The 23,319-nt window shown below is 68.5% G+C and carries 22 protein-coding genes; 8 read left to right on the forward strand and 14 right to left on the reverse strand.

Annotation, left to right across the window (positions count from 1 at the left end; translation table 11 throughout):
- Positions 1 to 735 (reverse strand): ribonuclease PH, encoded by a 735-nt coding sequence (gene rph, locus E3O32_RS11775; RefSeq protein ID WP_134509712.1) that lies wholly within the window; start codon positions 733 to 735, stop codon positions 1 to 3.
- Positions 732 to 1,598, reverse strand: a complete 867-nt coding sequence (murI, locus tag E3O32_RS11780) for a glutamate racemase (RefSeq protein WP_134509714.1) — start codon at positions 1,596 to 1,598, stop codon at positions 732 to 734. The genes rph and murI overlap by 4 nt, the downstream gene beginning before the upstream one ends.
- A 247-nt stretch (positions 1,599 to 1,845) precedes the next feature.
- On the opposite strand from murI, the gene E3O32_RS11785 reads away from it, so the two are divergent.
- Positions 1,846 to 3,078 (forward strand): beta-ketoacyl-[acyl-carrier-protein] synthase family protein, encoded by a 1,233-nt coding sequence (locus E3O32_RS11785; RefSeq protein WP_134509716.1) that lies wholly within the window; start codon positions 1,846 to 1,848, stop codon positions 3,076 to 3,078.
- A gap of 47 nt (positions 3,079 to 3,125) precedes the next feature.
- Positions 3,126 to 4,448: a nicotinate phosphoribosyltransferase gene (locus E3O32_RS11790; protein WP_134509718.1), complete on the forward strand. Its 1,323-nt coding sequence runs from the start codon at positions 3,126 to 3,128 to the stop codon at positions 4,446 to 4,448.
- A 9-nt stretch (positions 4,449 to 4,457) separates the two neighbouring features.
- Here E3O32_RS11790 and E3O32_RS11795 read toward each other — a convergent pair whose 3' ends face one another.
- The 3 genes from E3O32_RS11795 to E3O32_RS17645 are packed head-to-tail and all read right to left on the reverse strand — an operon-like array spanning position 4,458 to position 8,050.
- Complete coding sequence (locus E3O32_RS11795) at positions 4,458 to 4,742, reverse strand: DUF3039 domain-containing protein (protein ID WP_134509720.1); 285 nt, start codon at positions 4,740 to 4,742, stop codon at positions 4,458 to 4,460.
- A gap of 42 nt (positions 4,743 to 4,784) precedes the next feature.
- Positions 4,785 to 6,359, reverse strand: coding sequence for a hypothetical protein (locus E3O32_RS11800; RefSeq protein WP_134509722.1), 1,575 nt, complete (start codon positions 6,357 to 6,359; stop codon positions 4,785 to 4,787).
- Positions 6,335 to 8,050 (reverse strand): ABC transporter ATP-binding protein, encoded by a 1,716-nt coding sequence (locus tag E3O32_RS17645; RefSeq protein WP_241974862.1) that lies wholly within the window; start codon positions 8,048 to 8,050, stop codon positions 6,335 to 6,337. The genes E3O32_RS11800 and E3O32_RS17645 overlap by 25 nt, the downstream gene beginning before the upstream one ends.
- Before the next feature lie 270 nt (positions 8,051 to 8,320).
- Here E3O32_RS17645 and E3O32_RS11810 point away from each other — a divergent pair, with 270 nt between their 5' ends.
- The 3 genes from E3O32_RS11810 to E3O32_RS11820 all read left to right on the forward strand — a co-directional run bounded on the left by E3O32_RS11810 (position 8,321) and on the right by E3O32_RS11820 (position 10,683).
- Positions 8,321 to 9,013, forward strand: coding sequence for a phosphocholine cytidylyltransferase family protein (locus tag E3O32_RS11810; RefSeq protein WP_134509724.1), 693 nt, complete (start codon positions 8,321 to 8,323; stop codon positions 9,011 to 9,013).
- Between the two features lie 123 nt (positions 9,014 to 9,136).
- Positions 9,137 to 9,937 carry an ABC transporter permease gene (locus E3O32_RS11815; protein WP_241974863.1) on the forward strand — a complete coding sequence of 267 codons (801 nt, stop codon included), beginning with the start codon at positions 9,137 to 9,139 and terminating at the stop codon, positions 9,935 to 9,937.
- Complete coding sequence (locus E3O32_RS11820) at positions 9,937 to 10,683, forward strand: ABC transporter ATP-binding protein (RefSeq protein WP_134509726.1); 747 nt, start codon at positions 9,937 to 9,939, stop codon at positions 10,681 to 10,683. The genes E3O32_RS11815 and E3O32_RS11820 overlap by 1 nt, the downstream gene beginning before the upstream one ends.
- Before the next feature lie 38 nt (positions 10,684 to 10,721).
- On the opposite strand, the gene E3O32_RS11825 is transcribed toward E3O32_RS11820, so the two are convergent.
- Entirely contained in the window at positions 10,722 to 11,009 is a 288-nt protein-coding gene (locus tag E3O32_RS11825; protein WP_134509728.1) for a helix-turn-helix domain-containing protein, read from the reverse strand.
- A 97-nt stretch (positions 11,010 to 11,106) separates the two neighbouring features.
- Here E3O32_RS11825 and E3O32_RS11830 point away from each other — a divergent pair, with 97 nt between their 5' ends.
- Positions 11,107 to 12,069 carry a hypothetical protein gene (locus E3O32_RS11830; RefSeq protein ID WP_134509730.1) on the forward strand — a complete coding sequence of 321 codons (963 nt, stop codon included), beginning with the start codon at positions 11,107 to 11,109 and terminating at the stop codon, positions 12,067 to 12,069.
- A 53-nt stretch (positions 12,070 to 12,122) separates the two neighbouring features.
- Here the strand turns inward: E3O32_RS11830 and E3O32_RS11835 are convergent, their stop codons facing one another.
- The 7 genes from E3O32_RS11835 to E3O32_RS11865 all read right to left on the reverse strand — a co-directional run bounded on the left by E3O32_RS11835 (position 12,123) and on the right by E3O32_RS11865 (position 19,633).
- On the reverse strand, positions 12,123 to 13,421 hold the full coding sequence (locus E3O32_RS11835) for a hypothetical protein (RefSeq protein ID WP_420898111.1): 1,299 nt from the start codon (positions 13,419 to 13,421) through the stop codon (positions 12,123 to 12,125).
- Between the two features lie 69 nt (positions 13,422 to 13,490).
- Positions 13,491 to 14,366 (reverse strand): glycosyltransferase family 2 protein, encoded by an 876-nt coding sequence (locus E3O32_RS11840; protein WP_134509807.1) that lies wholly within the window; start codon positions 14,364 to 14,366, stop codon positions 13,491 to 13,493.
- 28 nt (positions 14,367 to 14,394) lie between these two features.
- Positions 14,395 to 15,207 carry a CDP-alcohol phosphatidyltransferase family protein gene (locus E3O32_RS11845; RefSeq protein ID WP_134509732.1) on the reverse strand — a complete coding sequence of 271 codons (813 nt, stop codon included), beginning with the start codon at positions 15,205 to 15,207 and terminating at the stop codon, positions 14,395 to 14,397.
- Positions 15,204 to 16,265: a glycosyltransferase family 2 protein gene (locus E3O32_RS11850; RefSeq protein ID WP_241974866.1), complete on the reverse strand. Its 1,062-nt coding sequence runs from the start codon at positions 16,263 to 16,265 to the stop codon at positions 15,204 to 15,206. The genes E3O32_RS11845 and E3O32_RS11850 overlap by 4 nt, the downstream gene beginning before the upstream one ends.
- A gap of 128 nt (positions 16,266 to 16,393) precedes the next feature.
- Positions 16,394 to 18,085: a trypsin-like peptidase domain-containing protein gene (locus E3O32_RS11855; protein ID WP_134509734.1), complete on the reverse strand. Its 1,692-nt coding sequence runs from the start codon at positions 18,083 to 18,085 to the stop codon at positions 16,394 to 16,396.
- A gap of 121 nt (positions 18,086 to 18,206) precedes the next feature.
- Positions 18,207 to 18,944 carry a hypothetical protein gene (locus tag E3O32_RS11860; RefSeq protein WP_134509736.1) on the reverse strand — a complete coding sequence of 246 codons (738 nt, stop codon included), beginning with the start codon at positions 18,942 to 18,944 and terminating at the stop codon, positions 18,207 to 18,209.
- 95 nt (positions 18,945 to 19,039) lie between these two features.
- Positions 19,040 to 19,633 (reverse strand): hypothetical protein, encoded by a 594-nt coding sequence (locus E3O32_RS11865; protein WP_134509738.1) that lies wholly within the window; start codon positions 19,631 to 19,633, stop codon positions 19,040 to 19,042.
- Between the two features lie 76 nt (positions 19,634 to 19,709).
- Here E3O32_RS11865 and E3O32_RS11870 point away from each other — a divergent pair, with 76 nt between their 5' ends.
- Positions 19,710 to 20,912, forward strand: a complete 1,203-nt coding sequence (locus tag E3O32_RS11870) for a pyridoxal phosphate-dependent aminotransferase (RefSeq protein WP_134509740.1) — start codon at positions 19,710 to 19,712, stop codon at positions 20,910 to 20,912.
- A 99-nt stretch (positions 20,913 to 21,011) separates the two neighbouring features.
- Here E3O32_RS11870 and E3O32_RS11875 read toward each other — a convergent pair whose 3' ends face one another.
- Positions 21,012 to 22,085, reverse strand: a complete 1,074-nt coding sequence (locus tag E3O32_RS11875) for an alkene reductase (RefSeq protein ID WP_134509742.1) — start codon at positions 22,083 to 22,085, stop codon at positions 21,012 to 21,014.
- Between the two features lie 151 nt (positions 22,086 to 22,236).
- Between E3O32_RS11875 and E3O32_RS11880 the strand changes: the two genes are divergently transcribed.
- Positions 22,237 to 23,268 (forward strand): alpha/beta fold hydrolase, encoded by a 1,032-nt coding sequence (locus E3O32_RS11880; protein WP_134509744.1) that lies wholly within the window; start codon positions 22,237 to 22,239, stop codon positions 23,266 to 23,268.
- The last annotated feature ends 51 nt before the right edge of the window (positions 23,269 to 23,319 follow it).

The raw sequence follows: 23,319 nt of genomic DNA on the forward strand, positions 1-23,319 counted from the left end.
CTAGCGCCCCAGCGCGTTCTTCTGGAACTCGGTCAGCGTGACGGTGCCGGCCAGCGCCAGGTCGAGCAGGGAATTCAACTCGCTGCGATCGAAGGGCGCTCCCTCGGCGGTTCCCTGAACCTCGACGAACAATCCGCGACCGGTGACGACCACGTTCATGTCGGTCTCGGCCTTCGAGTCCTCCGTGTAGGCCAGGTCGAGCATGGGTACGCCGCCGACGATGCCGACGGAGATGGCCGCCACGCTGTCGATCAGCGGCTGCGCCTTCTGGCCGAGGAACTTCTTCTCCCGGCCCCACTCGAGGGCATCCGCCAGTGCCACGTAGGCGCCGGTGATGGCGGCCGTTCGGGTGCCGCCGTCGGCCTGCAGCACGTCGCAGTCCAGGACGATCGTGTTCTCGCCGAGCGCCTTCATGTCGACCACGGCGCGGAGGCTCCGGCCGACCAGGCGGCTGATCTCGTGGGTGCGGCCGCCGATGCGTCCCTTGACCGATTCTCGGGCCATCCGGTCGTTGGTGGACCGAGGAAGCATGGAGTACTCGGCGGTGACCCAGCCCGCCCCCTTGCCTGCCATCCACCGCGGCACGCCGTTGGTGAACGATGCCGTGCAAAGCACCCTGGTGCGGCCGAAGGAGATCAGGGCCGAGCCTTCGGCCTGGTCGCTCCAGCCTCGCTCGATCGTGACCGGCCGAAGCTCGTCTGTCGTTCGTCCGTCGGCGCGCACAATGTCGTTCACGAGGTCTCCTTGTTGGTGTTCGGATGCGATGCCGCGAATTCGACGAGCTCGCTCAGGTTGAAGGTGCCGGTCTCGACGAGGTCGACCCGGGCTATGTCCTGGCCGACCAGGCGGTGCGCGAGGCTGAGGAAATCCTCGGCGCTGCCGCCCGTTGCCTCGTAGCGGTAGCTCGGCGGGCGTTTGTCCGCGCGTTCGGCGCCCTGGCTGACGAGGGCCCGATAGACGTCGTTGGCCGTCTCGGTGTCGCTGGACACGAGGGTGACGGTGTCACCCATCACGTAGGAGATGGCTCCGCGCAGGAACGGATAGTGGGTGCAGCCGAGCACCAGGGTATCGACCCCCGCCGCCTTGAGGGGGGCAAGATACTCCTCCGCAACCGCGAGGACCTCGCCGCCCGTGGTCACGCCGGCTTCGACGAATTCGACGAAACGGGGGCAGGCCTGGGTGAAAAGACGGATGTCTGTGGCCGCCGCGAAGGCGTCCTCGTAGGCACGCGACTTGACGGTGCCGAGGGTGCCGATCACGCCGACCCGGTTGTTCCGGGTGGTGCCGACCGCGCGGCGCACCGCGGGCTGGATGACCTCGATCACGGGCACACTGTAGCGTTCCCGGGCGTCGCGGAGCACGGCGGCGGAGGCGGTGTTGCACGCGATCACCAGCATCTTGACGTCCTGGGCAACGAGGTCATCGAGCACCTGGAGTGCGTAGCGACGCACGTCGGCGATCTTCTTCGGACCGTAGGGCGAGTGCGCGGTGTCCCCGATGTAGAGGATCGATTCGTTGGGCAGCTGATCCTTGATCGCCCGGGCGACGGTCAGGCCGCCCACTCCGGAATCGAAGATTCCAATCGGTGCATCCGTCACGACAGTCGAGCTTAGTCGGAATCCTCCGATCCCGGCGAAGTGCCCGGCTCGGCCCGGGTTTCGCGCGAGCGCGCCTCACCGGCCCCCACGCCGGGCGATTGTGGGCGTTTTCTCAGGGTCCGCGGGACGGCCGTCACACGTACCAGAGCGGGAATATGGGCGTAACTACACTCGGAATATGGAGGCCCGCCAACCGACGGTAACCGCGCAGGAAGACGCCCCATTCGTCGTTTGAGGAGATGACCCAGTGAATGATCGAGTCGTAATTACCGGGTTGGGCGCCTTGACGCCGCTGGGAAACACATGGCGGGAAACCTGGTCGGGTCTCACGAACGGACGGAGCGGGGTCGCTCGGATCACTCACTTCGACCCTGAGGGTCTGCCGACCCAGATCGCCGGCGAAGTCAAGAACTTCGTTCCGGCCGAGCAGATGTCCATTAAGCAGGTTAAGCGGGCCTCCCGCGCGTCCCAGCTCGCGATCGCCGCCGCCCGTGAGGCCGTGGCCGACGCCGGGTTCGGCCCGTCCATGGAGGGAATCGACACCGCGGTCGTGGTGAACAGCGCCGTTTCCGGCTATGCCGAGATCCAGGAGGCCACCGAACTCGTCAACTCCGGCGGTTCGCGCCGCATCCCGCCGCGTTTCGTGCCGTCATCGCTGCTCAACATGGCCGCCTGCGAGGTGGCCATCGACCTGGGTGTGCACGGCCCGGTCAACGCCAGCGCCCTCGCCTGCGCGAGCGGCGCCTACGCCCTGCTCGAGGCCCGAACGCTCCTGATGATGGGCGACGCTGACGTCGTCATCGCCGGCGGCGTCGAAGCCGCGATCACCCCCGTCATGTTCGCCGGGCTGAACGCCATGCACGCGGCGTCCAAAAACAATGACTCCCCCGCCGAGGCGAGCCGCCCGTTCGACGCCGACCGCAACGGACTCGTCTTCGGCGAGGGCGCGGTGATCTTCGTGATGGAACTGCTCTCCCACGCCAAGGCCCGCGGAGCCCGCGTCTACGCCGAGGTTCTCGGCGGGGCGCTGACCAGCGACGGCCACAGCATCGTGGCCCCCGAACCGACGGGGAAGTACGCCAGCCTCGCGATGACCAGGGCCCTCGCGAAGTCGAAGCTGAACCCGAGCGACATCGACATGATCTGCGCGCACGGCACCTCGACCCAGGCGAACGACCGCGCGGAGTCCTCGGCGATCCGTCAGGCGCTCGGCACTTCGGCCGACGGAATCGCCGTCACCGCTCCGAAGTCGATGACCGGCCACCTGATCGGCGCGGCGGGAGCCCTGTCCGGCCTGCTCTGCGCCCTGTCGATCCGCACCGGGATCATCCCGCCGACGATCAACTACGTCACCCCCGACCCGGACTGCACCCTCGACTACGTTCCCCTGACCGCGCGGGTGAAACCCGTTCGTTACGCTCTCGCGAACGCATTCGGCTTCGGCGGCCAGAACTGCATCGTCGCCTTCGGCGCCCTGTAGATCGTCACCTGGGCCGATCATCGGCCGGTGCGGATAGGGTTTATCGGGTGACCGAATCCTCAGCATTCCGCACCGACCGTTACGAACTCACCATGGTGGACGCCGCCATCCAGAGCGGCACCGCCGGTCGCGAGTGCCAGTTCGAGGCCTTCGCCAGGCGGCTCCCCTCCGGCCGCCGCTACGGCATCGTCGCCGGTACCGGACGCCTGCTCGAACTCATCCGCGATTTCAGGTTCACGGATGCCGAACTCGCCTGGCTCGATGCCAACGCCGTCGTGCGACGCCCCACCCTCGACTGGCTGGCCGACTACGCCTTCCGCGGCGACATCTGGGGCTACCAGGAGGGCGAGGTCTACTTCCCCGGCTCGCCCCTGGTGACGATCGACGGCAGCTTCGCCGAGTGCGTAATCCTCGAAACCCTCATCCTGAGCGTGCTCAACCACGACAGTTCGGTGGCCGGCGCTGCAGCCCGGATGGTGTCGGTGAGCCTGGGCCGGCCGCTCGCGGAGATGGGGTCGCGGCGCACCGGGGAATACTCGGCCGTCGCGGCCGCCCGGGCCGCCTACATCGCCGGCTTCGCGTCGACGAGCAACCTCGAGGCGGGACGGAGCTGGGGGGTGCCGACGATGGGCACGGCCGCGCATTCGTTCACCCTGCTCCACGACAGCGAAGAGGACGCATTCCGCGCCCAGGTTGCCGCCTTCGGGGTGTCGACCACCCTCCTCGTCGACACCTACGACGTCATCCGCGGGATCGACCTGGCCATCCGCGTGGCCGGGCCCGGCCTCGGCTCGATCCGGATCGACTCGGGCGACCTGCCGACCGTCGTCGCTGGGGCACGGGCGCAGCTGGATTCCCTGGGCGCCGTGAACACCCGGATCACGGTCACCAGCGACCTCGACGAATACTCGATCGCCGCTCTCTCGGCGTCGCCCGTCGACGCCTTCGGGGTCGGCACATCCGTCGTCACCGGTTCGGGAGCCCCGGCCGCCGGGATGGTCTACAAGCTGGTCGCGCACCGGGACGACGCCGGCGAGTGGGTCTCCGTCGCGAAGACGTCCACCGCCAAGGCGTCGGTCGGCGGCCGCAAACGCTCGGTGCGGCGCCTCGACGCCGCCGGAATCGCCCGGGCCGAGATCGTGCTGGTCGGTGAGACCGACGAAGACCCCACCGGGTTCGAGGCGCCGGACGGTCACGACCGAGCCCTGCTCGTGCCGTTCGTCACCGACGGCGTCATCGACGAGGGCTACCTCGGGGCCGCCGGCACCGTGCGGGCCCGGACCCACAACGCCCGCGTCATGCAGGAGCTGCCGATCGAAGCGTTCCGGCTCGGCCGGGGCGATCCCGTCATCCCGACGCTGTACCGATAGGGCTTGGGGCTAGCCCTTCATCTTCTCGTAGATTGCCTTGCAGGTCGGGCAGACCGGGAACTTCTCCGGGTCACGTCCGGGCAGCCACTTCTTGCCGCACAGGGCGCGTACGGGCTTTCCGGAGATCGCGGACTCGAGGATCTTGTCCTTGGGTACGTAGTGGGAGAACCGCTCGTGGTCGCCCGGCTCGATTTGCTCCTGGTTGATGAGCTCCTCGAGCTCGCGGTCGAGCGTGGAGGTGCCGCCGCCCGGCTGGCCTGGTTCTGCAATGCTCGCGCGAAAGTCTTCAGTCATACGAACATTGTAGGCAGGAGCGCGGCATCCGTTGCGGGTGGCTCAGGCTCGGATCGCCGACGCGAGCATCTCAGGTCCACGCCGTTCGAACGTGCGAGAGCCAAGCCAGATTCCGCCGGTGAGGGTGAGCAGGCCGACTCCGACGCCCGAGAACAGCGCCGGCAGGTGCCAGATCGGATCGGCGAAGATGCCCAGGACGGCGAAACAGATCGACGGCAGCGACAACAGGATCGAGCCGGTGAAGGTCAGCGACTGGATCATCGCCGCGGCGGTGTCGGTGGACTGGGGCTGTGCGAACGGGCTGTCTCCCGGTTTCGTGGAGGGGTAGGGGAACCGGGCCGAGGTGTAGCTCGAGAAGCCGAGCCCGGTGAGGAGGATGCACGTGCTCACGCCGAGCACGGACGGCAGCACGGTCCAGTCGCCGAAGAACGAAACGCTGACCGCCGATCCGATCCCGATCAAGGGGATGCCGACGAACAGCGTCGGGACCAGGCGTCCGATCCGGTCGGCGAATCCGCGGGTTCCGGAGGCGACGTGAAGCCAGATGGCCGTGTGGTCGTAGGCGACGTCATTGTGCATCGTCCAGCCGAGGAAGATGCACATCAGCGGCACCGGGAGCAGTGCGAGGTACGGAAGCGGAACCCCGGCGAAGGACAGCGGCAGGATCACCAGGACCGGGATGACCGGAATCATGACCAGCGACATCCAGTACCGCGAGTCCCTGCCCCAGTAGGTGAGGCTGCGGGCCGCGATGACACCGATCGGGGTGTGCGGCATCCGGTCGAACCAGCCGAGCCCGCCGTACTGGCGCGCCTGGGCCTCACGGCCCGGGGTGACGAGCATCCGTGCCACCAGGGTCTGCCAGGCCAGCCACAGCAGGTAGACCGTGGCGGCGGCGATCAGCAGCTTCAGGAAGGCCGGCCCCCACGCGCCGGTGGCGGCGTCGCCGGGGACCGCCCAGGCTGCCCCCAGTGGCGTCCAGCCGAGGATCGCCGAGAGCCCGCCGAGCAGGTCGAGGCCGTAGCGCTCCCAGTCGAGATTGAGGATGAGCAGCACGACCGGGGCCACCATCACCAGGAAGAGCACGCCGATGATGCCCGTGAACTCCCGGGACCGGCGGGTCGATAGCAGGAACGCCGCGATCGAGGTGCTCACCCGGGACGCCAGCATGCACGTTGCCAGGAGAAGGGCGGCCGCCACGATGGCCAGCAACGTCTCGACCACTCCCCGCGACCAGGTCACGATCGTGCCGAGGAGCACCAGCGCCAGCACGAAGGCCGGCACCCCGACCAGCGACGCGAGCGCCAGCCCTGCCGACAGCCGTCGGTTCGGGATGCCCATGGTCGCGAACTTCCGCGGGTCCATGCTGTCGTCGATGCCGAAGACCAGGGGAACGAGAAAGAACCCGAGCACGACGATCGACCCAGCGACGACGAGTCCGTCGCGCACGGCGACGACATCGCCGACGAAGCGGAGCCCTACCAGCACGATGACAAGGCCGACGGCCACGGCGAGGCCGTAGACGAGCGCTATCGCGATGCCGACGACCTGCCAGGGACTGCGCCGGAACAGGTTCGCGAGCAGGCGGAGTTTCAGTCCGAGAAACTGTGCAACCACTCCATGCCCTCCGCAACCTTGCGTCCGCCGGCAAGCTCGATGAACCGCTCTTCGAGGGTCTTCTCGCCCCGGACCTCGTCGATGGTGCCGGAGGCGAGAACCGCCCCCTGCACGATGATGGCCACGTGATCGCAGACCCGCTGGATCAGGTCCATGCCGTGGCTGGACAGCACAACCGTGCCGCCGCTGGCCACGTACTTCTGCAGGATCTCCGTGACGTTGACGGCCGACACCGGGTCAACCGACTCGAAGGGTTCGTCGAGCACGAGGAGCCTCGGCGAGTGGATCATCGCGCAGGCCAGGGCGATCTTCTTCGTCATACCGGCCGAGTAGTCGGCGACGAGGCGATTGAGCGCATCCTCGAGGCCGAACGCCGCGGCCAGGTCTGCCGACCGCTTGCGCACCGTCGCTCCGTCGAGTCCGCGCAGGACGCCGGAGTAGTAGAGAAGTTGCGCCCCGGTGAGCCGGTCGAACAGCCGGAGCCGGTCGGGCAGCACGCCGATGATGCGCTTGGCGGCGATGGGGCTGCCCCAAACATCGATGCCGTGAACCTGCACGGCGCCCGCGTCGGGACGGAGGAGTCCGGTGATCATGGAGAGGGTCGTCGTCTTGCCTGCGCCGTTGGGTCCCACGATGCCGTAGAAGGATCCCTCGCGCACCTCGAGATCGATCCCGGAGACGGCCACGGTGTTGCCGAAACTCTTCTTCAGCCCGGTCACCGACAGCACGAGCGGGGTAAGCGGTCCTTCCGGGACCGGCGGGGCCGACTTCGGTCTCCGTTTCGTCGAGGTGCGCGGCGTCCGTCCCGGTGCCTTCTTCGGTGCCCGGACGGCCACCGCCGGCGGCGCAGTGGGATCCGCTTCCGGTGCCAGGACGGGGCCTGCGTCGTCTGGCGGCAGGGTCTCGGCGGCCGAGGCCGGTGGGACAACGGTTTCCACGGCCTCGTCGACCGGTTCGGGCGTCACGGCCTCAGGCTCACCGACCGCAGGCTCAGCAACTGCGGTCTCCGCAGCAACGGGCTCAGCCACGGTCGGCTCAGCGACGGCCGGCTCGGCAACGGCCGGCTCGGCAACGGCCGGCTCAGCCGCGGTCGGCTCGGCAACGGTCGGCTCGGCGACGGCCTGGCCGAGGGATGCAGAGAGTGCCGCGGCCCTGGTCGCTGCGGCCTTCGCGGCGCGGGCCTTCGCCGTGTCGGCTCGGGCAGCAGTCGATTTGGCGGCCGATTCGGTCCTGGCGGTGGCCGTGCGAGCGGACGTCGCCTTCGCGGCCGCCGACCGGGCGGCGGCCGGCGTTGCCACCGGAGAATCGAGCGCATCGGCGCCAGGTTCGACCGCTGACGCAGCCTTGGCCCGACCGGTCGCGGGGCGGGCTGCGGCGGTGCGCGCCGCGGGCTTTGTCGTCCGGGGCTTCGGGGCCGGCCCCGCGGACGTCGGCGGAACCTCAGCGCCGTCGGCGAGCGGAGCGGCGGACGGTTTGCTGCTGCGCGCCGCAGGGGTGCGGGAGGCACCCGTCGGCCGGGCCGGAGCCTTGCGAACCGGGGCCTTGCGCACGGTCGGCTCGGGTGCCGCGGCCGTGGACACCGGAATGTCGCGTTCGTCCGCGGGAATCTGCGGTTTCGCGGGCGTCTCGACCCCCACGGGCGGGACTGTCGTCGGCTCGTCGGGCTCGGAGTTGGGGGGCACAAGAGTCACCCCGCTAACCTACCAAGGACCGCCTGACACCGCAGGTTGGAGGTCAGCCGACGACACAAATGCCGGGCCGAAACGGCGCCCGTGGTCACGGACTGAGCACACTCCGGAAACCGCCTCTTCCCCCGGAGAGAGGGCATAAGGTAGACTGATGCTGGCATAACGGCGTGTCTATACGTGAACTTATGAGTGAACCCTAGACAAACTTGTTCGAAACAAGAGTCTTATGCATCGGATGCAGGGGTCGCTCGAATCTTTTTTTAGGAGATAATCGTGACCACCCAGGTAGTCATTCTGGCAGCAGGCATGGGAAGCAGACTCGGTCGTTCGCTTCCGAAGCCGCTGACCGAACTCAACGACGGTCGAACGATCATGCAGCAGCAGTTCGACAACATCGCACACGCCTTCGGCAAGAAGGCCAAGGTCACCATCGTGGTCGGCTACAAGCTCGAGCACATCATCGAGGCGTTCCCGCAAGCATCCTTCGTCTACAACGAAGAGTACGACCAGACCAACACGTCGAAGAGCCTGATGCGCGCGCTTCAGGCGTCGAGCACCGGCGGCGTGCTGTGGATGAATGGCGACGTCGTCTTCGACCCCGCCATTCTCGACCGGGCCGCGGCGATGGTCGCCCGCGACCAGTCGTTCGTCACCGTGAACACCTCGAAGGTGTCGGATGAAGAGGTGAAGTACACCACCAGCGCCGAAGGCTACATCAAGGAGCTGTCGAAGACCGTCAAGGGCGGGCTCGGCGAAGCGGTCGGCATCAACTACATCTCGAGCGCCTACAAGGCGGTCCTGCTTCACCACCTCGCCAAGGTCGGCGACCAGGACTACTTCGAACGCGGCATCGAACTCGCCATCGAGAAGAACAACCTCCTCGTCGAGCCGCTCGACATCTCGGACTTCTACGCGGTCGAGGTCGACTTCGCTGAAGACCTGGAGCGCGCGAACCTCTTCGTCTAACCAGACGTCGACGATGAACATGCCCCCCCGGAACAATCAGGTGCCGGGGGGCTTTTTCATGCCCGGGACTCGCTGGGTCCCAGATGGAGCCGGGCCGGGCCGGGCTCACCTACGATTGGTCGAGTGAGTAGTTATGCGGAAGTGCGCCCCGAGCAACGCACGTCGTTTGCGCGCTACCGTCATTCGCTCTGGCTGCTGACCCAGCGAGACCTGCGGGTCCGCTACTCGACCTCGCTCCTGGGCTACTTCTGGTCGATCCTCGACCCGCTCGTCATGGCCGGTATCTACTGGTTCGTCTTCACGCAGGTCTTCAATCGCGGGGCGGGCCATGAGCCGTACATCATCTTCCTGCTCTCGGCCCTGCTTCCCTGGATGTGGTTCAACGGCACCATCTCCGACTGCACCCGGGCGTTCCTGCGCGAGGCGAAGCTCATCCGCTCCACCAGGATCCCCCGGACCATCTGGGTCAACCGGTTGGTGCTGTCGAAGGGCATTGAGTTCCTGGCCTCCGTGCCGGTTCTGCTCTTCTTCGCGATCGTGTCCGGCGCGCCGATCACCGCGGGGGCGTTCCTGTTCCCGCTGGCCATCCTGATCCAGACGGTTCTGACCGCCGGGATCGGGCTGATGGTCGCGCCCCTCGTCGTCTTCTTCCGCGACCTGGAGCGAGCGGTCAAGCTTGTGCTCCGGTTCCTGTTCTACGCCTCCCCCATCATCTACAGCACCACGGACCTCCCCAGCCAGTTGCACTTCTGGGCGGCGTTCAATCCGCTGAGCGGGATCTTCAGCCTCTACCGGGCGGCGTTCTTCCCAGGCGACCTGGACTGGCTCACCGTCGGCATCAGCGCCGGGATGTCGCTGGCCATGCTCGGCCTCGGGATCCTGGTTTTCAAGCGCACCGAGCGTGCAGTCCTGAAGGAGATCTAGTGGCGGCGCCAGTCATTTCGCTGACCGGGGTCGGCATCCGTTTCAGACGGAACCGTCGCGGCCGCCGCAGTTTCAAGGATCTCTTCGCCGGCGGGCGGCGGCGCAGCCGGCCGGACGAGTTCTGGGCGCTCCGCAAGGTCTCCTTCACGGTGCAGCGCGGCGAGGCCATCGGCGTCGTCGGCCGCAACGGGCAGGGCAAGTCGACCCTGCTCAAACTGGTCACCGGCGTGGTCCTCCCCGACGAGGGCACCGTGCACGTCACCGAGGGGGTGGCGCCGCTGATCGAGATCACCGGCGGTTTCGTGGACGATCTCACGGTGCGGGACAACGTCTACCTCACTGCAGGCCTGCACGGCATGACCCGGGCCCAGATCGACGCACGCTTCGACGACATCCTCGACTTCGCCGAGATCGGCGATTTCATCGACACTCCCTACAAACACCTCTCCAGCGGGATGAAGGTGCGGATCGCCTTCGCCGTGATCTCCCGGCTCGAGGAGCCCATCCTCCTGGTCGATGAGGTGCTGGCGGTGGGCGACAAGGCGTTCCGCGAGAAGTGCTACCGGCGGATCGAGGAACTCCTCGCCGGCGGGCGCACACTGTTCTTCGTGTCCCACAACGAACGCGACCTCCGGCGGTTCTGCACGCGCGGCCTGTACCTGGACAAGGGAGCGCTCGTGCTGGACGGGCCCATCGACGAGGTCCTCGCGCTCTACAACGCCCAGTACGGCATCAAGCCCGCGTGAGCGGCGGCCCGGCGGCGCGACGGATCAGCCGCCACGGGTCAGCGCAGCCGCCGGATGAGGACTGTCTCAGGGCCGCCGCGCGGCTCCGGGAGGTGCTCCGCCGAGAACCCGCTCATCAGCTCGCCCGGTTCGAGGCCGAGCACCGCGGCGAGTCTGATCAGGGTGTGGAACGTCGGGTTGCCGTGACCCCTTTCGATGCGGGCGTAGTTCGACACATTGAGACCGGCCCGGTGCGCCACCGCCTCCTGGTTGAGTGACAACTGGCGGCGACGGCGACGCAGGCGGTCACCCAGGATGCGGGATGCTTCGGAGGAAGGCTCTGGCATCCTCCATCTATAGGCTTCACTTGAGCATCCCGCCAGTGGTCGGGCAGATGTGGACACCGGCACGTAAACTCGTCGGGACGCTAAGGAGAGCAGTTCGATGGCAAGGAAACCCAAACCGATCGTGTCGACCACCGGTGGACTGCCCCAGGGCGGCCAACTGCCGCCCGCCCTCACCAAGAGCTTCGACCGGGTGATGGCGATCCACCGCCCGGCGGTGCTTGCGCACATCCGTTCCATCCGGCGCCGATCTCCCCAAGCCGGCCCCGTGGAGCTCGTGGCGATTCTCGAACGGCGCTACCTCGCCGCGGTGACGACCGGGGGCGCGGCGGTCGGCGCGACTGCCGTGATACCCGGCGTCGGAACCGGGATCACACTCGCCCTGTCCGGGGTCGAAACGGCCGGTTTCCTCGAGGCCACGGCGCTGTTCACGCAGTCCGTGAGCGAGGTACATGGAATCACCGTCGATGACCCGGAACGCGCGCGGGCGCTGGTGATGACCATGATGCTCGGCCATGAGGGCTCAGACCTGGTGCGCCAGCTCGCCGGCCAGTTTTCCGGGAACGGCACCGCCCGCACCGCATATTGGGGAGAACTCGTGACGACCAGTCTCCCCCGGGCCATCATGGGGCCGCTCTCCGACCGGTTGAAAAGCGCGTTCATCAAGCAGTTCGCGGCCCGCGGGGGTGCCAGCCTGATCGGCAAGGCCCTGCCGTTCGGGGTCGGCGCGGTCATCGGTGGTGCCGGCAACCACATCCTGGGCAAGCGGGTCATCCACTCGTCGCGGCTGGCCTTCGGGCAGGCCCCGGCCGGGTTCCGTCCTGAGCTCGACCCCCGGGCCAGGGCCGTCATGGTGCGGGAAATCGAGGTGCGGGAGGCGGCCGTGCAGGAAAGTGTCCTGCTCCCGGGACGCTCGGGCAGGCTGACCGAACTCGGCCGCGGAACCCTCGGCAGGCTGCCCGGCCTGGTGCCGAAGGCCCTGCGCCGGGCCCGGGCGGAACGGGCCACCGATGCGGGCGCGTCAGACGCTGCAGCGGATGGCCCCGTGCCCCCTCAGGCCTAGACGCCGTCGTCGGGCGTAATCGCCGTCGTCGGGCCTAGACGCCGTCGTCGGGACTAAACGCCGTCGTCGGGGTCGGCGTCGTCCGGGGTCACCGGGCCCGCATCGAGGACGTCGACGCTGGCTGCTGCAGGGTGCATCGCGTCGCACCGGTCCCATTCATCCATCAGGTGCTGGACCGCGGCATGGAAGCGCTCTGTGGCGACCCCTTTTCGCGTGTCCCCGAAGTACCGCTCCACCCACACGGCCAGCCGTTGCTGCACCGCGGTGTCATGGTTCAGATCTTCCAGAACGCGCTCGATGTCGTGGGCCTCCGCTGCGTCAAGCCACTCGCAGTCGGAGAGGTACCCGCTCGAGTCGATCTGGGCTTCCGGGTTCGCCGGCCGCGTCACCATCAGCGACTTCCCGGCGGCCAGGCGGTCGTAGACCATGGCTGAGATGTCGACGATGGCCACATCCGCCGCGGAGAGTTGCCAACCCAGATCGGGGCTCGAGTCGAAGAGGTGCCTCGCGGATGTGTCACGCGCATTCGCCGCGGCGATCGCCGCGATGATCCGGCGGTTCGCGGCCGCGTACTCGGCGTCCACGACACCGCTGCGCGGGTGAGGGCGGTAGATCACCCGGTGCCGCCCCGTGTCGAGCAGGGCCGTCACGAGAGCAACACCGTGCGTCGCGATCGAACCGTAGGCAGCGGCCGGCCGGTCACCCTCCCAGGTCGGGGCGTACAGCACCACCTGGCGTTCGTCCGGGGTGTACGGGAGGGTACCGCCGTAGTGGTCGGCCTGCGGTCGCCCGATCTTGATGGCCCGCTTGTCGAAGTCGTAGTCCCAGAGCACCTTGTCGAGGCGGGCCAACGCCGCGTCCCCGGCGACGAAGGCGTAGTCGTAGGCCTTGATCTGGTTGGTGACCATGTACATCTTGTCGCTCTCACCGTGGTTGATGAAAACGTGCCAGCGACGCCCGTAACGCATCATCTGGAAGTTCCGCGGGTTCTGGTTGACGTACAGCACGATCCGGATGTCCTGCTCCTCGAGCACCCGCTCGAGGTCGGAGACCTTCCGCACATAGGCGACGGGCACGGGTGCCTCGTCGATCAGGGGAAGCGCCCCGCTGCCGCTCCGGCTGAGAATGAGCACCGGCCAGGTCTCGGCGAGCTTGGCCAGCGGTTTGTACCACTGGCGCATCTGGTACAGGTTGACATCGCCGTCGGCGAAGTAGACCGCGATTTTGAAGTGCTGGTCCGGCCTGAGATCACGTACCGCAAGGCGTCCATCGAGGACTCGTTGAGCCTTGCGTGATGCCATGACGTCCCTGACCAGCTTGAGTGCAAGTCCGACATCTCTTTGTATACCCACCAGTCAAGAGTACCGATTGCGGCGGGCCGGCGGCTCCCCGCGACCCCCGAACGGGTGTTCCCGGAGCAGTCAGACGATCGGCGGACGCCCGGCCAGGGTCATCCGCCAGACGGTGCGGGCCTTGAGCGGACGCCGCTCCCCCGGGTCGCTGGTCCAGCCCTCGCGGAATCCGCCGAACCAGGCTCGGAGGGCAGGACGGTTGCGCGACCAGCGCAGCAGCTGGATGCCCAGCCAGGCGCCTGCGTAGACGGGCACGAAGGGAGCGGGGAGGTTCCGGCGGGCGAGCCAGACCCGGTTGCGGGCGTTGAGCCGGTAGTAGTCAGCGTGCCGGGTCGGCTGGATCACCGGGTGATTGGCAACGAGGTCGCCCGCGTACCAGGTGCGAAGCCCCAGGTCCCAGACGCGCCAGGCCAGCTCAATGCCCTCATGGGCGTAGAAGAACGGTTCCGCCCAGCCCCCGGTCGCGTCGAAGACCTTCCGCGGCAGGAGCACCGCGCCCTCCCAGACCGAGAAGACGTTGCTGGAGTGGGTTGCCTCGCCCTTGCGGATGCGCGGAATCCAGCGGCGGGGCGAGCTGAGACCGGAGGGGTCGACCACCCTCGGCTGCAGAAGGCCGATGGTCGGGTCGGCGCGCAGCATGGCTATCGCCTCGCTGAGGAACCGAGGGTCTGGGATGCTGGCGTCGTCGTCGAGGAAGAACAGGAACTCACCGGTGACGGAGGAGACCCCGCGGTTGCGGCCGGCCGGAATCCCGAGGTTGGTCGGCAGCCCGAGGGACTTGACGCCCGCCGGCAACCCGGTCGGCTGCCAGCCGTTGCCGACGCAGACGATGTCGAGGTGCACATCCTGCTGGTCCAGCAGCGAACGGATGCCGCGGGCCAGGTCGTCGGGCCGCGTCCCCTGGGTGAGCACGACGACGCCGACCGTCGGGGTGACCGGACCGATCGGGGTGACCGGACCGATCGGGGTGGCCTCAGGAACGGACACGCTTGGAGGCCATGATGGCGACGAAGTGGCCGACCAGGGCCAGGAACGACAGCGGGATGAGCACGATCAGCACGACCCGGTCGACGAGGGGCTCACCCACGAAGCTGCCGAGAATGGCGGCCACGAAAATCAGGATGGTGAGTTCGACCGAGTGGTACAGGCGGTGGAACGGCACGAATCGGGCGAGGCGACGCACCTGGGCGAGGCGGCTGGACGTGAGGGTCTTCTCCCCGCGAGTGTCGGAGAGTTTGGTGAGACCGGCGTTCGCCCTGGCCACGTGCACCATGTCGTTGAGCGCCTTGTTCAGCACGATGATCAGGGCCAGGAGCAGGGCGAGGGTGGTCCAGAGCAGGTCCGCCGGGGCCTCGAACGGGAACGCCGCAGCCCTGATGCCGAACGCGATCGGGATGAGGGCCTCAGTCGTGTAGTGGCCGACCTTGTCGAGGAACACCCCGGCCGGGGAGGACTCCTTGCGCCACCGGGCCACTTCACCGTCGCAGCAGTCCACCAGCATCTGGAGCTGGCCGAGGATGAGCGCCAGCAGCGCGCCCCAGACGCCCGGGATGAGCAGCGCGGCGGCCGTCGACCAGCCGACCAGGATCATCAGCCCCGTGACCCCGTTGGCGGTGATCCGGGTCTTCAGCAGCATCCAGGTGATGTACGGAGAGATGTCCCGCAGGTAGAGCGAGGCGGTCCAATGCTCGGCGTTGGCCCGCAGGCGCACCTCGGGCGGCTGGGCCACGGCGCGCAACTCGGCGATCGACGCCGGCCTGGCGGGCGCGGGTGTCGCTGGCGTCATGGGTGCCTCCCGGTGTGGGCCGTGATGTTGGTGGTGAGTTTGAGATACCCGAGCAGGAATCCGATGCCCCAGCAGAAGTGGATGCACGGCAAGACTACGAGAAACCAGAGGCCGGCACGAAACCCGTCGGGGCGGGTGACGGCCACTGTGGCAACGACCACGATCAGCAGGTAGGCCGCTGGGGCGAGGAATCCGAGCAGCAGCCACGGCGCCGCGCCGGTGGGCAGGGCGGCAAGTCCGGCCAGGCCGAGCACCAGGCCGAGCACGACGCCGACCACCATCACCGGCGGGGCGAAATAGCGGATGCCGTTGGCCGCCGGGTAACGCCGGGCGAGTTCGCCGCGCCAGAGCCCGGTGGAGACCATTTGCCTGGCCAGGCGGGCGAGACTCGGCCGGGGACGGTAGACAACGCGCAGGCGCGGCGTGAACCAGACCGTTCCGCCGACGTCGCGGATGCGCCGATTGAGTTCCCAGTCCTGGCCGCGCTTGATGCCCTCATCGAAGAGGCCGACCCGCACCAGGCTGTCCATCCGGAAGCAGCCGAGGTAGACCGTCTCCGCCTTGCCCTCGGGGCCGCCGACGTGCAGGGGGGTTCCGCCGAGACCGACCCTCGTGCCGTAGGCGCGGGCGACGGCCTTCTGGAATGGGGTCTCGCCCTGGGCGTCCATGACGCCGCCGACGTTGTCTGCTCCCGTGCGTTCGAGGGTTTCCACCGCGATGCGCGCGTAGTCCGACGGCAGCACGGAGTGGGCGTCCACCCGGATCACGACCGGGTATTGCGAAGCCCGGATGGCGATGTTCAGACCGGCCGGCGTGGATCCGACCTCGTTGTCGACGACCCGGATGCGCGGGTCGACGGAGGCCATCTCCTCGACGAGTTCGGTGGTGCCGTCGATGCTCGGGCCGAGGGCGAGGGTGACCTCGAACGGGCCTGTGTAGTCCTGGTGCAGGAGGCTGAGAACGGCATCGCGAACGTGGGTGACATCGTTGAGCACGGGCATCACATAGGAGACTCCGAGCAGCGGTGTGTCTCCGCGAGGTGGCACCTGGCTGGTCATTTTTGCATTCCTCCGGAGGGTCGCTTGAGCCTACCAGCCGTGACTTTGCCGCCCTGCGTGGCCCCGGAACGCAGAACTGCGCCGCCGGCATGGAACCGGCGGCGCAGCGGGAAGGAAGGAGCGGTCTGCTAGCTGGCGAGCTGCCCGACCGTGACGGACACGGTGATGGACTTGCCGTCGCGCACGTAGGTCAGTTCGGCCTTGTCGCCGGCCGCGAGCACGCGGACCTGGGCGGTCAGATCGTTGGCGTCGGTGATCGGAACGCCGTTGAAGTTGGTGATCACGTCACCCTTCTTCAGGCCGGCCTTCTCCGCGGCACCGCCGGAGGAGACCTCGCTGATCAGGGCGCCGACCGTGCTGCTCTTCGGGTCGCTGGCGGCGCTGGTCACGCTCGCACCGAGCAGGCCGTGGGTGGCCTTGCCGTTGGCGATCAGTTCATCCGAGACCCGCTTGGCCAGGTTCGACGGAATCGAGAAGCCGACGCCGATGTTGCCGGACGCCGAAGTGGAGGAGCCGCCGGCGTTGGCGATGGCCACATTGATCCCGATCAGCTCGCCCTTGGCGTTGAGCAGCGCACCGCCGGAGTTGCCGGGATTGATCGCGGCATCCGTCTGGATGACCGACAGGGAGATGCTGCCCGAGTTCGAGGTTCCCTGCTGGGACTTGCTGCCGTCCTTGTTCGGCAGGTCGAAGAAGAAGGGACTCTGGCCATCGGGTGCGGTCGTGTCCGGCGTCGTGGGGGCGGCTGAGGAGGCAATCGAAATGCTGCGGTTGAGCGCGCTGACGATGCCATCGGTGACGGTGCCGGCCAGGCCGAGCGGGGCGCCGATCGCGATGGCGGTGTCACCGACGTTGAGCTTGCCGGAGTCGGCGAAGTCGATCGGCGTGAGCCCCCTGGCATCGGTCAGCTTGATCACGGCGAGGTCGGAGATCGGGTCGGTGCCCACAATGGTGGCGGCGTAGAGCTTGCCGTCGTTGCCCTTGACCTGGAGGGTCACGTCGGCGGCCGCGCCGTCGAGGGTGACGACGTGGGTGTTGGTGAGCACGTATCCATCGTCGGTGAGCACGACACCGGAGCCGGTGCCGCCGGAGTTCCCGCTGCTGGCCTCGATGGTGACCACGCTGGGCGATGCCTTCGCCGCCACGGCGGTGATCTGGTTGACGCTGTCGGTGTTGTTGACGACGACGTTGCTCGGGCCCTGCGCCTGGTTGACGGGGACGCCGTTGCTCTGGTTGCTGAACACGAACGCCGTCACACCCGCGCCGGATGCGCCGCCGACGAGGGCGCCGATGGCCAGCGCAGCGATCAGGGCGATGCTTGCCCGCCGCCTGGCGGGGTCCCGGACCGGACCGGAGCCCGGGGTGTGCGGCGGCAGCCCGTTCGCGGTGGCGTAGGCCGGTGGTGCGATGTTCGGGGCGTAGTAGTTGGGGGCGGTGCTGTCCGCCGGCAGCGGACGGCCGAACGCGTCCGTGGCGTAGGCGACTGTCGGCTGCGCCTGATGGGGCTGGGGCTGCCCGGCCTGTGCCGGCTCCGGCTGGGCCTGCGCCTGCTCCTGCTCGGACTGGGCCTGTGCCTGCTCGGACTGGGCCTGTGCCTGCTCGGACGGGGCCTGCGCCTGCTCTGACGGGGCCTGGGCCTGCTCTGACGGGGCCTGGGCCTGCTCTGGCTGAGCCTGCACCGGTGCCGCCGACTCGGGAGTCGGAACGGTCTCAGCGTTTTCGGTGGGAGCGATGGCTTCCCCGGCGGCATTGACTTCGAACGGAACTGCGTCGTCGCGATGATCAGGGTTGATGCCGGAGTCCTGCGTGTTGTCGGTCATGGTGTGCTCCTTCCAAGCGATGCCAGCTTTGCGCCCGAACCTGAGTGAATGGTTTGCGCAGGCTGGGAGCATTCAATGATCAAGCCGTGACCTTGCTTGCAGAGCTCGCCTCTCCGCACCTCTAGCAGCCGGGGCCGGACGTGCCGGCGGTGCACTCCCGGTTGACAAGCACCGTGCGCGCCTGGGCGACGACCACGCTGAGCGGGGTCGCCGGGACCGCCAGAGTGCCGCGCACGGCGCGCCAGTCGCGACCGGCGAACCGGTACTCGGCCGAGTAGACGACACTGAGAGTGATCGAGCGGCTGCCGGATTCCGTGAAGATGTGGCTTGTGGGCGTGTCGGAGAATTCCGGAAGGCCCAGGGCGGCCCAGGATGCTCCGCCTCCGGCCGAGTCCAGGCCCTGGCCGGCTCCGAAGTCCCAGCGGAAACCGACCGGGGTGAACCGCACTTCGGCCGGAAACCCCAGCAGCGTGCCCGAGCGGGTGTGCACGGCGGCAGTGGCGATGAAGTTGGTCGGCAGACCGACCACGCTCCAGCCGTGCGGCTCCATCTCGTGCGTCGGCGCCGCCGCGCGGAAGCTGACGAGGTCGCTGACACTGACGATCAGGTTCGGGTCGCAGGGCGTGCCGGCGACGCAGTTGATGGTGAACCCGTCCCGCACGATCGTTCCCGGGCCGGGCACCGTCGCGGCGGACTGCTGGCCTCCGCCGCCGGCCGGGTCGCCCCCTGCGCCACCGCCGGCCTCACTGCCAGCCTGGCCTCCCCCGCCCGACCCTGAGTCGAATCCGGCGGACAGATCGACGCCGCCGCCGTTCACTGCCCCGGAGACATTGGGACAGCCGCCGGTTTGTTCTGCCAAGGAACTGCACGCAGCGGATTCAGCCGCAGCTGGACCGGCAAGAGCAAATAGCAGAGTGGCGACGAAAACGACAGCGATTGGACCGTTGCGGCCTGTCAACAGGCACCTCCGCGATCCCATATTTCCCGAGCACCGACAACAAGCCCGGGTCCTTTCAAAGAACTCCTGTCGAAGGTGACTTCAAAGGACGTCCTTGCTGGACGAGTCTCCGCAACAACGGACTGGCCATTAACGTCGAGCACGTCGACCTCGCTCACGTCAGAACAAAGGTAGACAGAGACCGCAGCGATCCCATCCTTCGACTTGGTGGTTCTCTGGATGGCAATTCCGTCAAATGAGGTCCTACCTACACTATGTAACCCGCTATCGGCCGCTTGTTTGAATCCGGCGATCTCTGTGTCAGCAAACTCCCGAGAAGCAACCGCTCGAATGCGCTCAGGTTCGGCGCCCCCCTGGGAGAGAATGAGATCTGACATCTTCTGGTAGGCGGCATATGCCTCGGTGGCCGCCGCCAGAGCCTCGGCGTCTGAGGCGAAGACCGGGGCATCCGTGGCCGTGGGAGACGGCGCTTGCGGGGCCGGCGGCGCGCAGCCGGCGAGCGCGAGCGTGCCGAGCAACGCCATGGCACCCATGACCGATCGGCGACGACTGACGAACCGCATGCGGCCAACGTAGAGCAGTTTCGGCAATGCCGCTCGAACTCTCCACAGCCGGTTGCCGGGCGCGCGGGCCGATGTCGTAGCTTGGAGGCATGCAGGCGAAACGATGACGATCCCCGGCGCCTGGCGGCGCACCGCACACGGAGCCGGCCTCCTCGCCGCAGACGGCACGGTCGCGGCCAGCATCTTCGCGGAGATGAGCGCCCTCGCCGCCCGCACGGGCGCGATCAACCTCGGCCAGGGGTTCCCCGACGAGGACGGCCCGCCGGAGGTGCTCGAAGCTGCGCGTCAGGCGATCAGCGACGGCGTCAACCAGTACCCGCCCGGGCGGGGCCTTCCCGTGCTGCGCGATGCCATCGCCCGTCACCAGCACCGGTTCTACGGGCTGGCGGCGAACCCCGAAACCGAGGTCCTGGTCACCGCCGGCGCCACCGAGGCACTGGCCGCGACGATCCTGGCGCTGCTCGAACCCGGCGACGAGGTTGTCACGTTCGAGCCGTTCTACGACGCCTACGGCGCGCTGATCGCGCTCGGCGGCGGCGTGCACCGCACGGTGCGGCTGCGAGCCCCCGATTTCCAGCCTGATCCGGACGAGCTGCGGGCGGCGGTCACCGACCGCACCCGGCTGATCATCGTCAACAACCCGCACAATCCCACCGGCGCGGTCTTCCCGGCCGACACGCTCGCCCTGATCGTGGAGCTCGCCGAGCGGCACGACGCCGTGATCGTCACCGACGAGGTCTACGAACACCTCACCTTCGGCGTGGCGCACACTCCGATCGCGACGCTTCCGGGGGCCGGCGGGCGCACGGTCACCATCTCCTCCGGCGGCAAGACCTTCAATACCACCGGCTGGAAGATCGGCTGGCTGACCGCGCCCGCGCCGTTGGTCACCGCCATCCTGGCCGTGAAGCAGTTCCTCACCTACGTCAACGGCGCGCCGTTCCAGCCGGCCATTGCCGTCGGCCTCGACCTGCCCGAGAGCTACTACTCCGGGATCGCCGCCGACCTGCGCGTCAAGAGGGACGTCCTCGAACGGGGGCTCACCGCGGCCGGGTTCACCGTCAGCCGCCCGCAGGGGTCGTACTTCATCGTGGCGGATGCCGCCCCGCTGGGCTATCCGGACGGCGCCGAGTTCTGCCGGGCCCTGCCCGGCCTCGCCGGCGTGGTCGCGGTTCCGATCGCCGCGTTCTGCTCGCCGGAGCACCGCCCGGAGTACGCGTCACTGGTGCGCTTCGCGTACTGCAAGCGCGTCGACGTGCTGGAGCGTGCCTCGGAGCAACTGGCCGGGCTCACCGCCCGCGCGTAACTCCTGCAGATCGCGGGCCGCGGCATCCGTCGCCCCGTGTTCACGGGGGCGATCCGGAAGCCCGGCCGGAATTGCAGGAGTTATGCGCGGGAGGGACGGTCAGTGCTGGAGGGCCGGGTAGTCGGTGTAGCCCTCGGCGCCGGCGCCGTAGAAGGTGAGCGGGTCCGGAGCGTTCTGCGGCAGGTCGTTCAGCCAGCGGCGCACCAGGTCGGGGTTCGCGATCGCGGCCCGTCCGACGACGACAGCGTCGGCCACGTCGTCGGCGATGATCGACATCGCCTCGGAGCGGGTCGTGATGCCGCCGAAGCCACTGTTGACCATCACCGGTCCGCCGAAGCGGGCGCGGAGGCCCTGAACCAGTTCGCCGGCCGGGTCCTTGTGCAGGATGCTCAGGTAGGCCAGGCCGAGCGGCGCGAGGGCGTCGGCCAGGGCGCCGTAGGTGGCGGCGACGTCGGCCGCATCCGGCTCGAGCGCGTCCTGGATGTTGTGCTCCGGTGAGACACGGATGCCGACCCGCTCGGCGCCGATGGCCTCGGCCACGGCCGTGACCACGTCGATGACGAAGCGCGCGCGGTTCTCCGGCGAGCCGCCGAAGGCATCCGTGCGCTGGTTCGAGGCCGGAGAGAGGAACTCGTGCAGCAGGTAGCCGTTGGCGCTGTGGATCTCGACCCCGTCGAGGCCGGCGGCGATCGCGTTCTTCGACGCCTGAACGAACTCGGCGATCACGCCCGGCAGCTCGTCTTCGCGCAGCGCGCGCGGCACCGGGTAGGGGTGCTTTCCGTCGTAGGAGTGGGTCTCCCCGGCGATGGCGATCGCGCTCGGCGCGACGACGTCCCGTCCGCCGTTCGTGGCGGCGTGGGTGACCCGGCCGGCGTGCATGACCTGGGCGACGAGGCGTCCCCCTGCGGCGTGCACGGCGGTGGCGACGTTGGTCCAGCCCTCGATCTGCTCGGGGGTGACCAGACCTGGCTGGCCGGGGAAGCCCTGACCGACGTGGCTGGGGTAGGTGCCCTCCGTGACGATCAGGCCCAGGGTGGCGCGCTGCCGGTAATGCTCGACGACGAGCGGCCCCGGCACGCCCTCCACGCCGGAACGTACCCGGGTCAGGGGTGCCATCACGAGACGGTTGGGAAGTTCGAGGTCACCAAGGGTGACGGGAGAGAAAAGATTCACTGTTGCTCTTTCTGTCGGACGGGCACCACCGGGCGGCCTGACGCCGCCGCCGAATCGGAAGGCGGGTGCCCCTTGTCGGCAACGGGTGCGGAGCCTGGTCTATTCCGCCGAAACGAGCAATCCGCGCGATCGTCGGCAACGAACCAGGAACATGACCATCCTGCTGACGCGACCGGCGCGGCCCGTTGCCACCCAACCCGTGCAGCCCGTGCCGCCACCGGCGACCGAGGATTACTGCCCGTTCCCGCTCTCCTCCGACCCCCGCCGGTTCGGCCTGACCACCAGCACCATGCGGCTGCGCGGCGGAACGATCGTGGTGCGGCACGGCCGCCGCACCGGCGGCGACACCGCGACGATCCTGCTCCACGGCGCCGCCGGTTCCTGGACGACCTGGACACCGCTGCTTCAGTCGGCCCGCTCGGCCGTCGGCCCGGGATTCACCGACCTGATCATCCCCGACCTGCCCGGCTGGGGGGACAGCACCCCGCACACCGATGCCGGGCAGGCGGATGCCGGGGCGCCCGACATCGAGGCGACGGCCGCGCTCGTCGCCGAAATCGCCGAGGCGCTCGGCTATCGTCGCTGGCAGGTGCTCGGCCACTCCATGGGCGGTTTCATCGCCCTGGAACTCGCGGCGTCCTTCGTGGCGGAGACGGCATCCGTCGGCCTCGTCTCGGCGACGACCTACGCCGTGATCGACAGCGTGCGGCACCCGGTGTCCCGCTTCGGCATCCTCCCTGCCTACACCGCACTGCTCGGGGTGATGCGCGTGCTCGCCGGGTTCGGGCGCGCCGGCACGTCCCTGGTGCGCTCACTCGACCGGCTGGGCGTGCTCCGCCCCCTGACCGCGCCCCTCTTCGCCCGGGTCTCCGCGGTGCACCCCAGCGTGATCTCCGCGCTTGCGACCGAGGTGCGTCCCGGCCGCTTCGCCGCCGCATCCGCCCTCGCCGGCCGCTACGACGCGGATGCCGTCTGGTCCCGGATCCGGTGCCCGGTCCGGGCCACCCGGGGAGGTTCCGACGTGTTCGTCGCCGAGGCCGACACGGCCAGGCTGCGCCGGGTCATCCGGGACTTCACTCCGCACACCCTGCCGGGCACCGGGCACTTCGGCCACGTCGAGAGTCCGGGCGAGACCCTGCGGTTGCTCGGCGCAGCCGGAACCCCGCCGCAGATTCGCTTGTGAACCACCGTCAATGCGACCACACTGAGGTGACGACTGGTTCCTGAGACAAGG

This window comes from Cryobacterium mannosilyticum, assembly GCF_004402705.1.
In the GTDB taxonomy this organism is placed as follows: Bacteria; Actinomycetota; Actinomycetes; order Actinomycetales; family Microbacteriaceae; genus Cryobacterium; species Cryobacterium mannosilyticum.

Coding starts and splice junctions, on each gene's coding strand:
- E3O32_RS11830 (WP_134509730.1), top strand. CDS start 11,107: ATGGCAAGGAAACCCAAACCGATCGTGTCGACCACCGGTGGACTGCCC.
- E3O32_RS11855 (WP_134509734.1), bottom strand. CDS start 18,085: ATGACCGACAACACGCAGGACTCCGGCATCAACCCTGATCATCGCGAC.
- E3O32_RS11795 (WP_134509720.1), bottom strand. CDS start 4,742: ATGACTGAAGACTTTCGCGCGAGCATTGCAGAACCAGGCCAGCCGGGC.
- E3O32_RS11825 (WP_134509728.1), bottom strand. CDS start 11,009: ATGCCAGAGCCTTCCTCCGAAGCATCCCGCATCCTGGGTGACCGCCTG.
- E3O32_RS11880 (WP_134509744.1), top strand. CDS start 22,237: ATGACCATCCTGCTGACGCGACCGGCGCGGCCCGTTGCCACCCAACCC.
- E3O32_RS11850 (WP_241974866.1), bottom strand. CDS start 16,265: ATGACCAGCCAGGTGCCACCTCGCGGAGACACACCGCTGCTCGGAGTC.
- E3O32_RS11845 (WP_134509732.1), bottom strand. CDS start 15,207: ATGACGCCAGCGACACCCGCGCCCGCCAGGCCGGCGTCGATCGCCGAG.
- E3O32_RS11870 (WP_134509740.1), top strand. CDS start 19,710: ATGACGATCCCCGGCGCCTGGCGGCGCACCGCACACGGAGCCGGCCTC.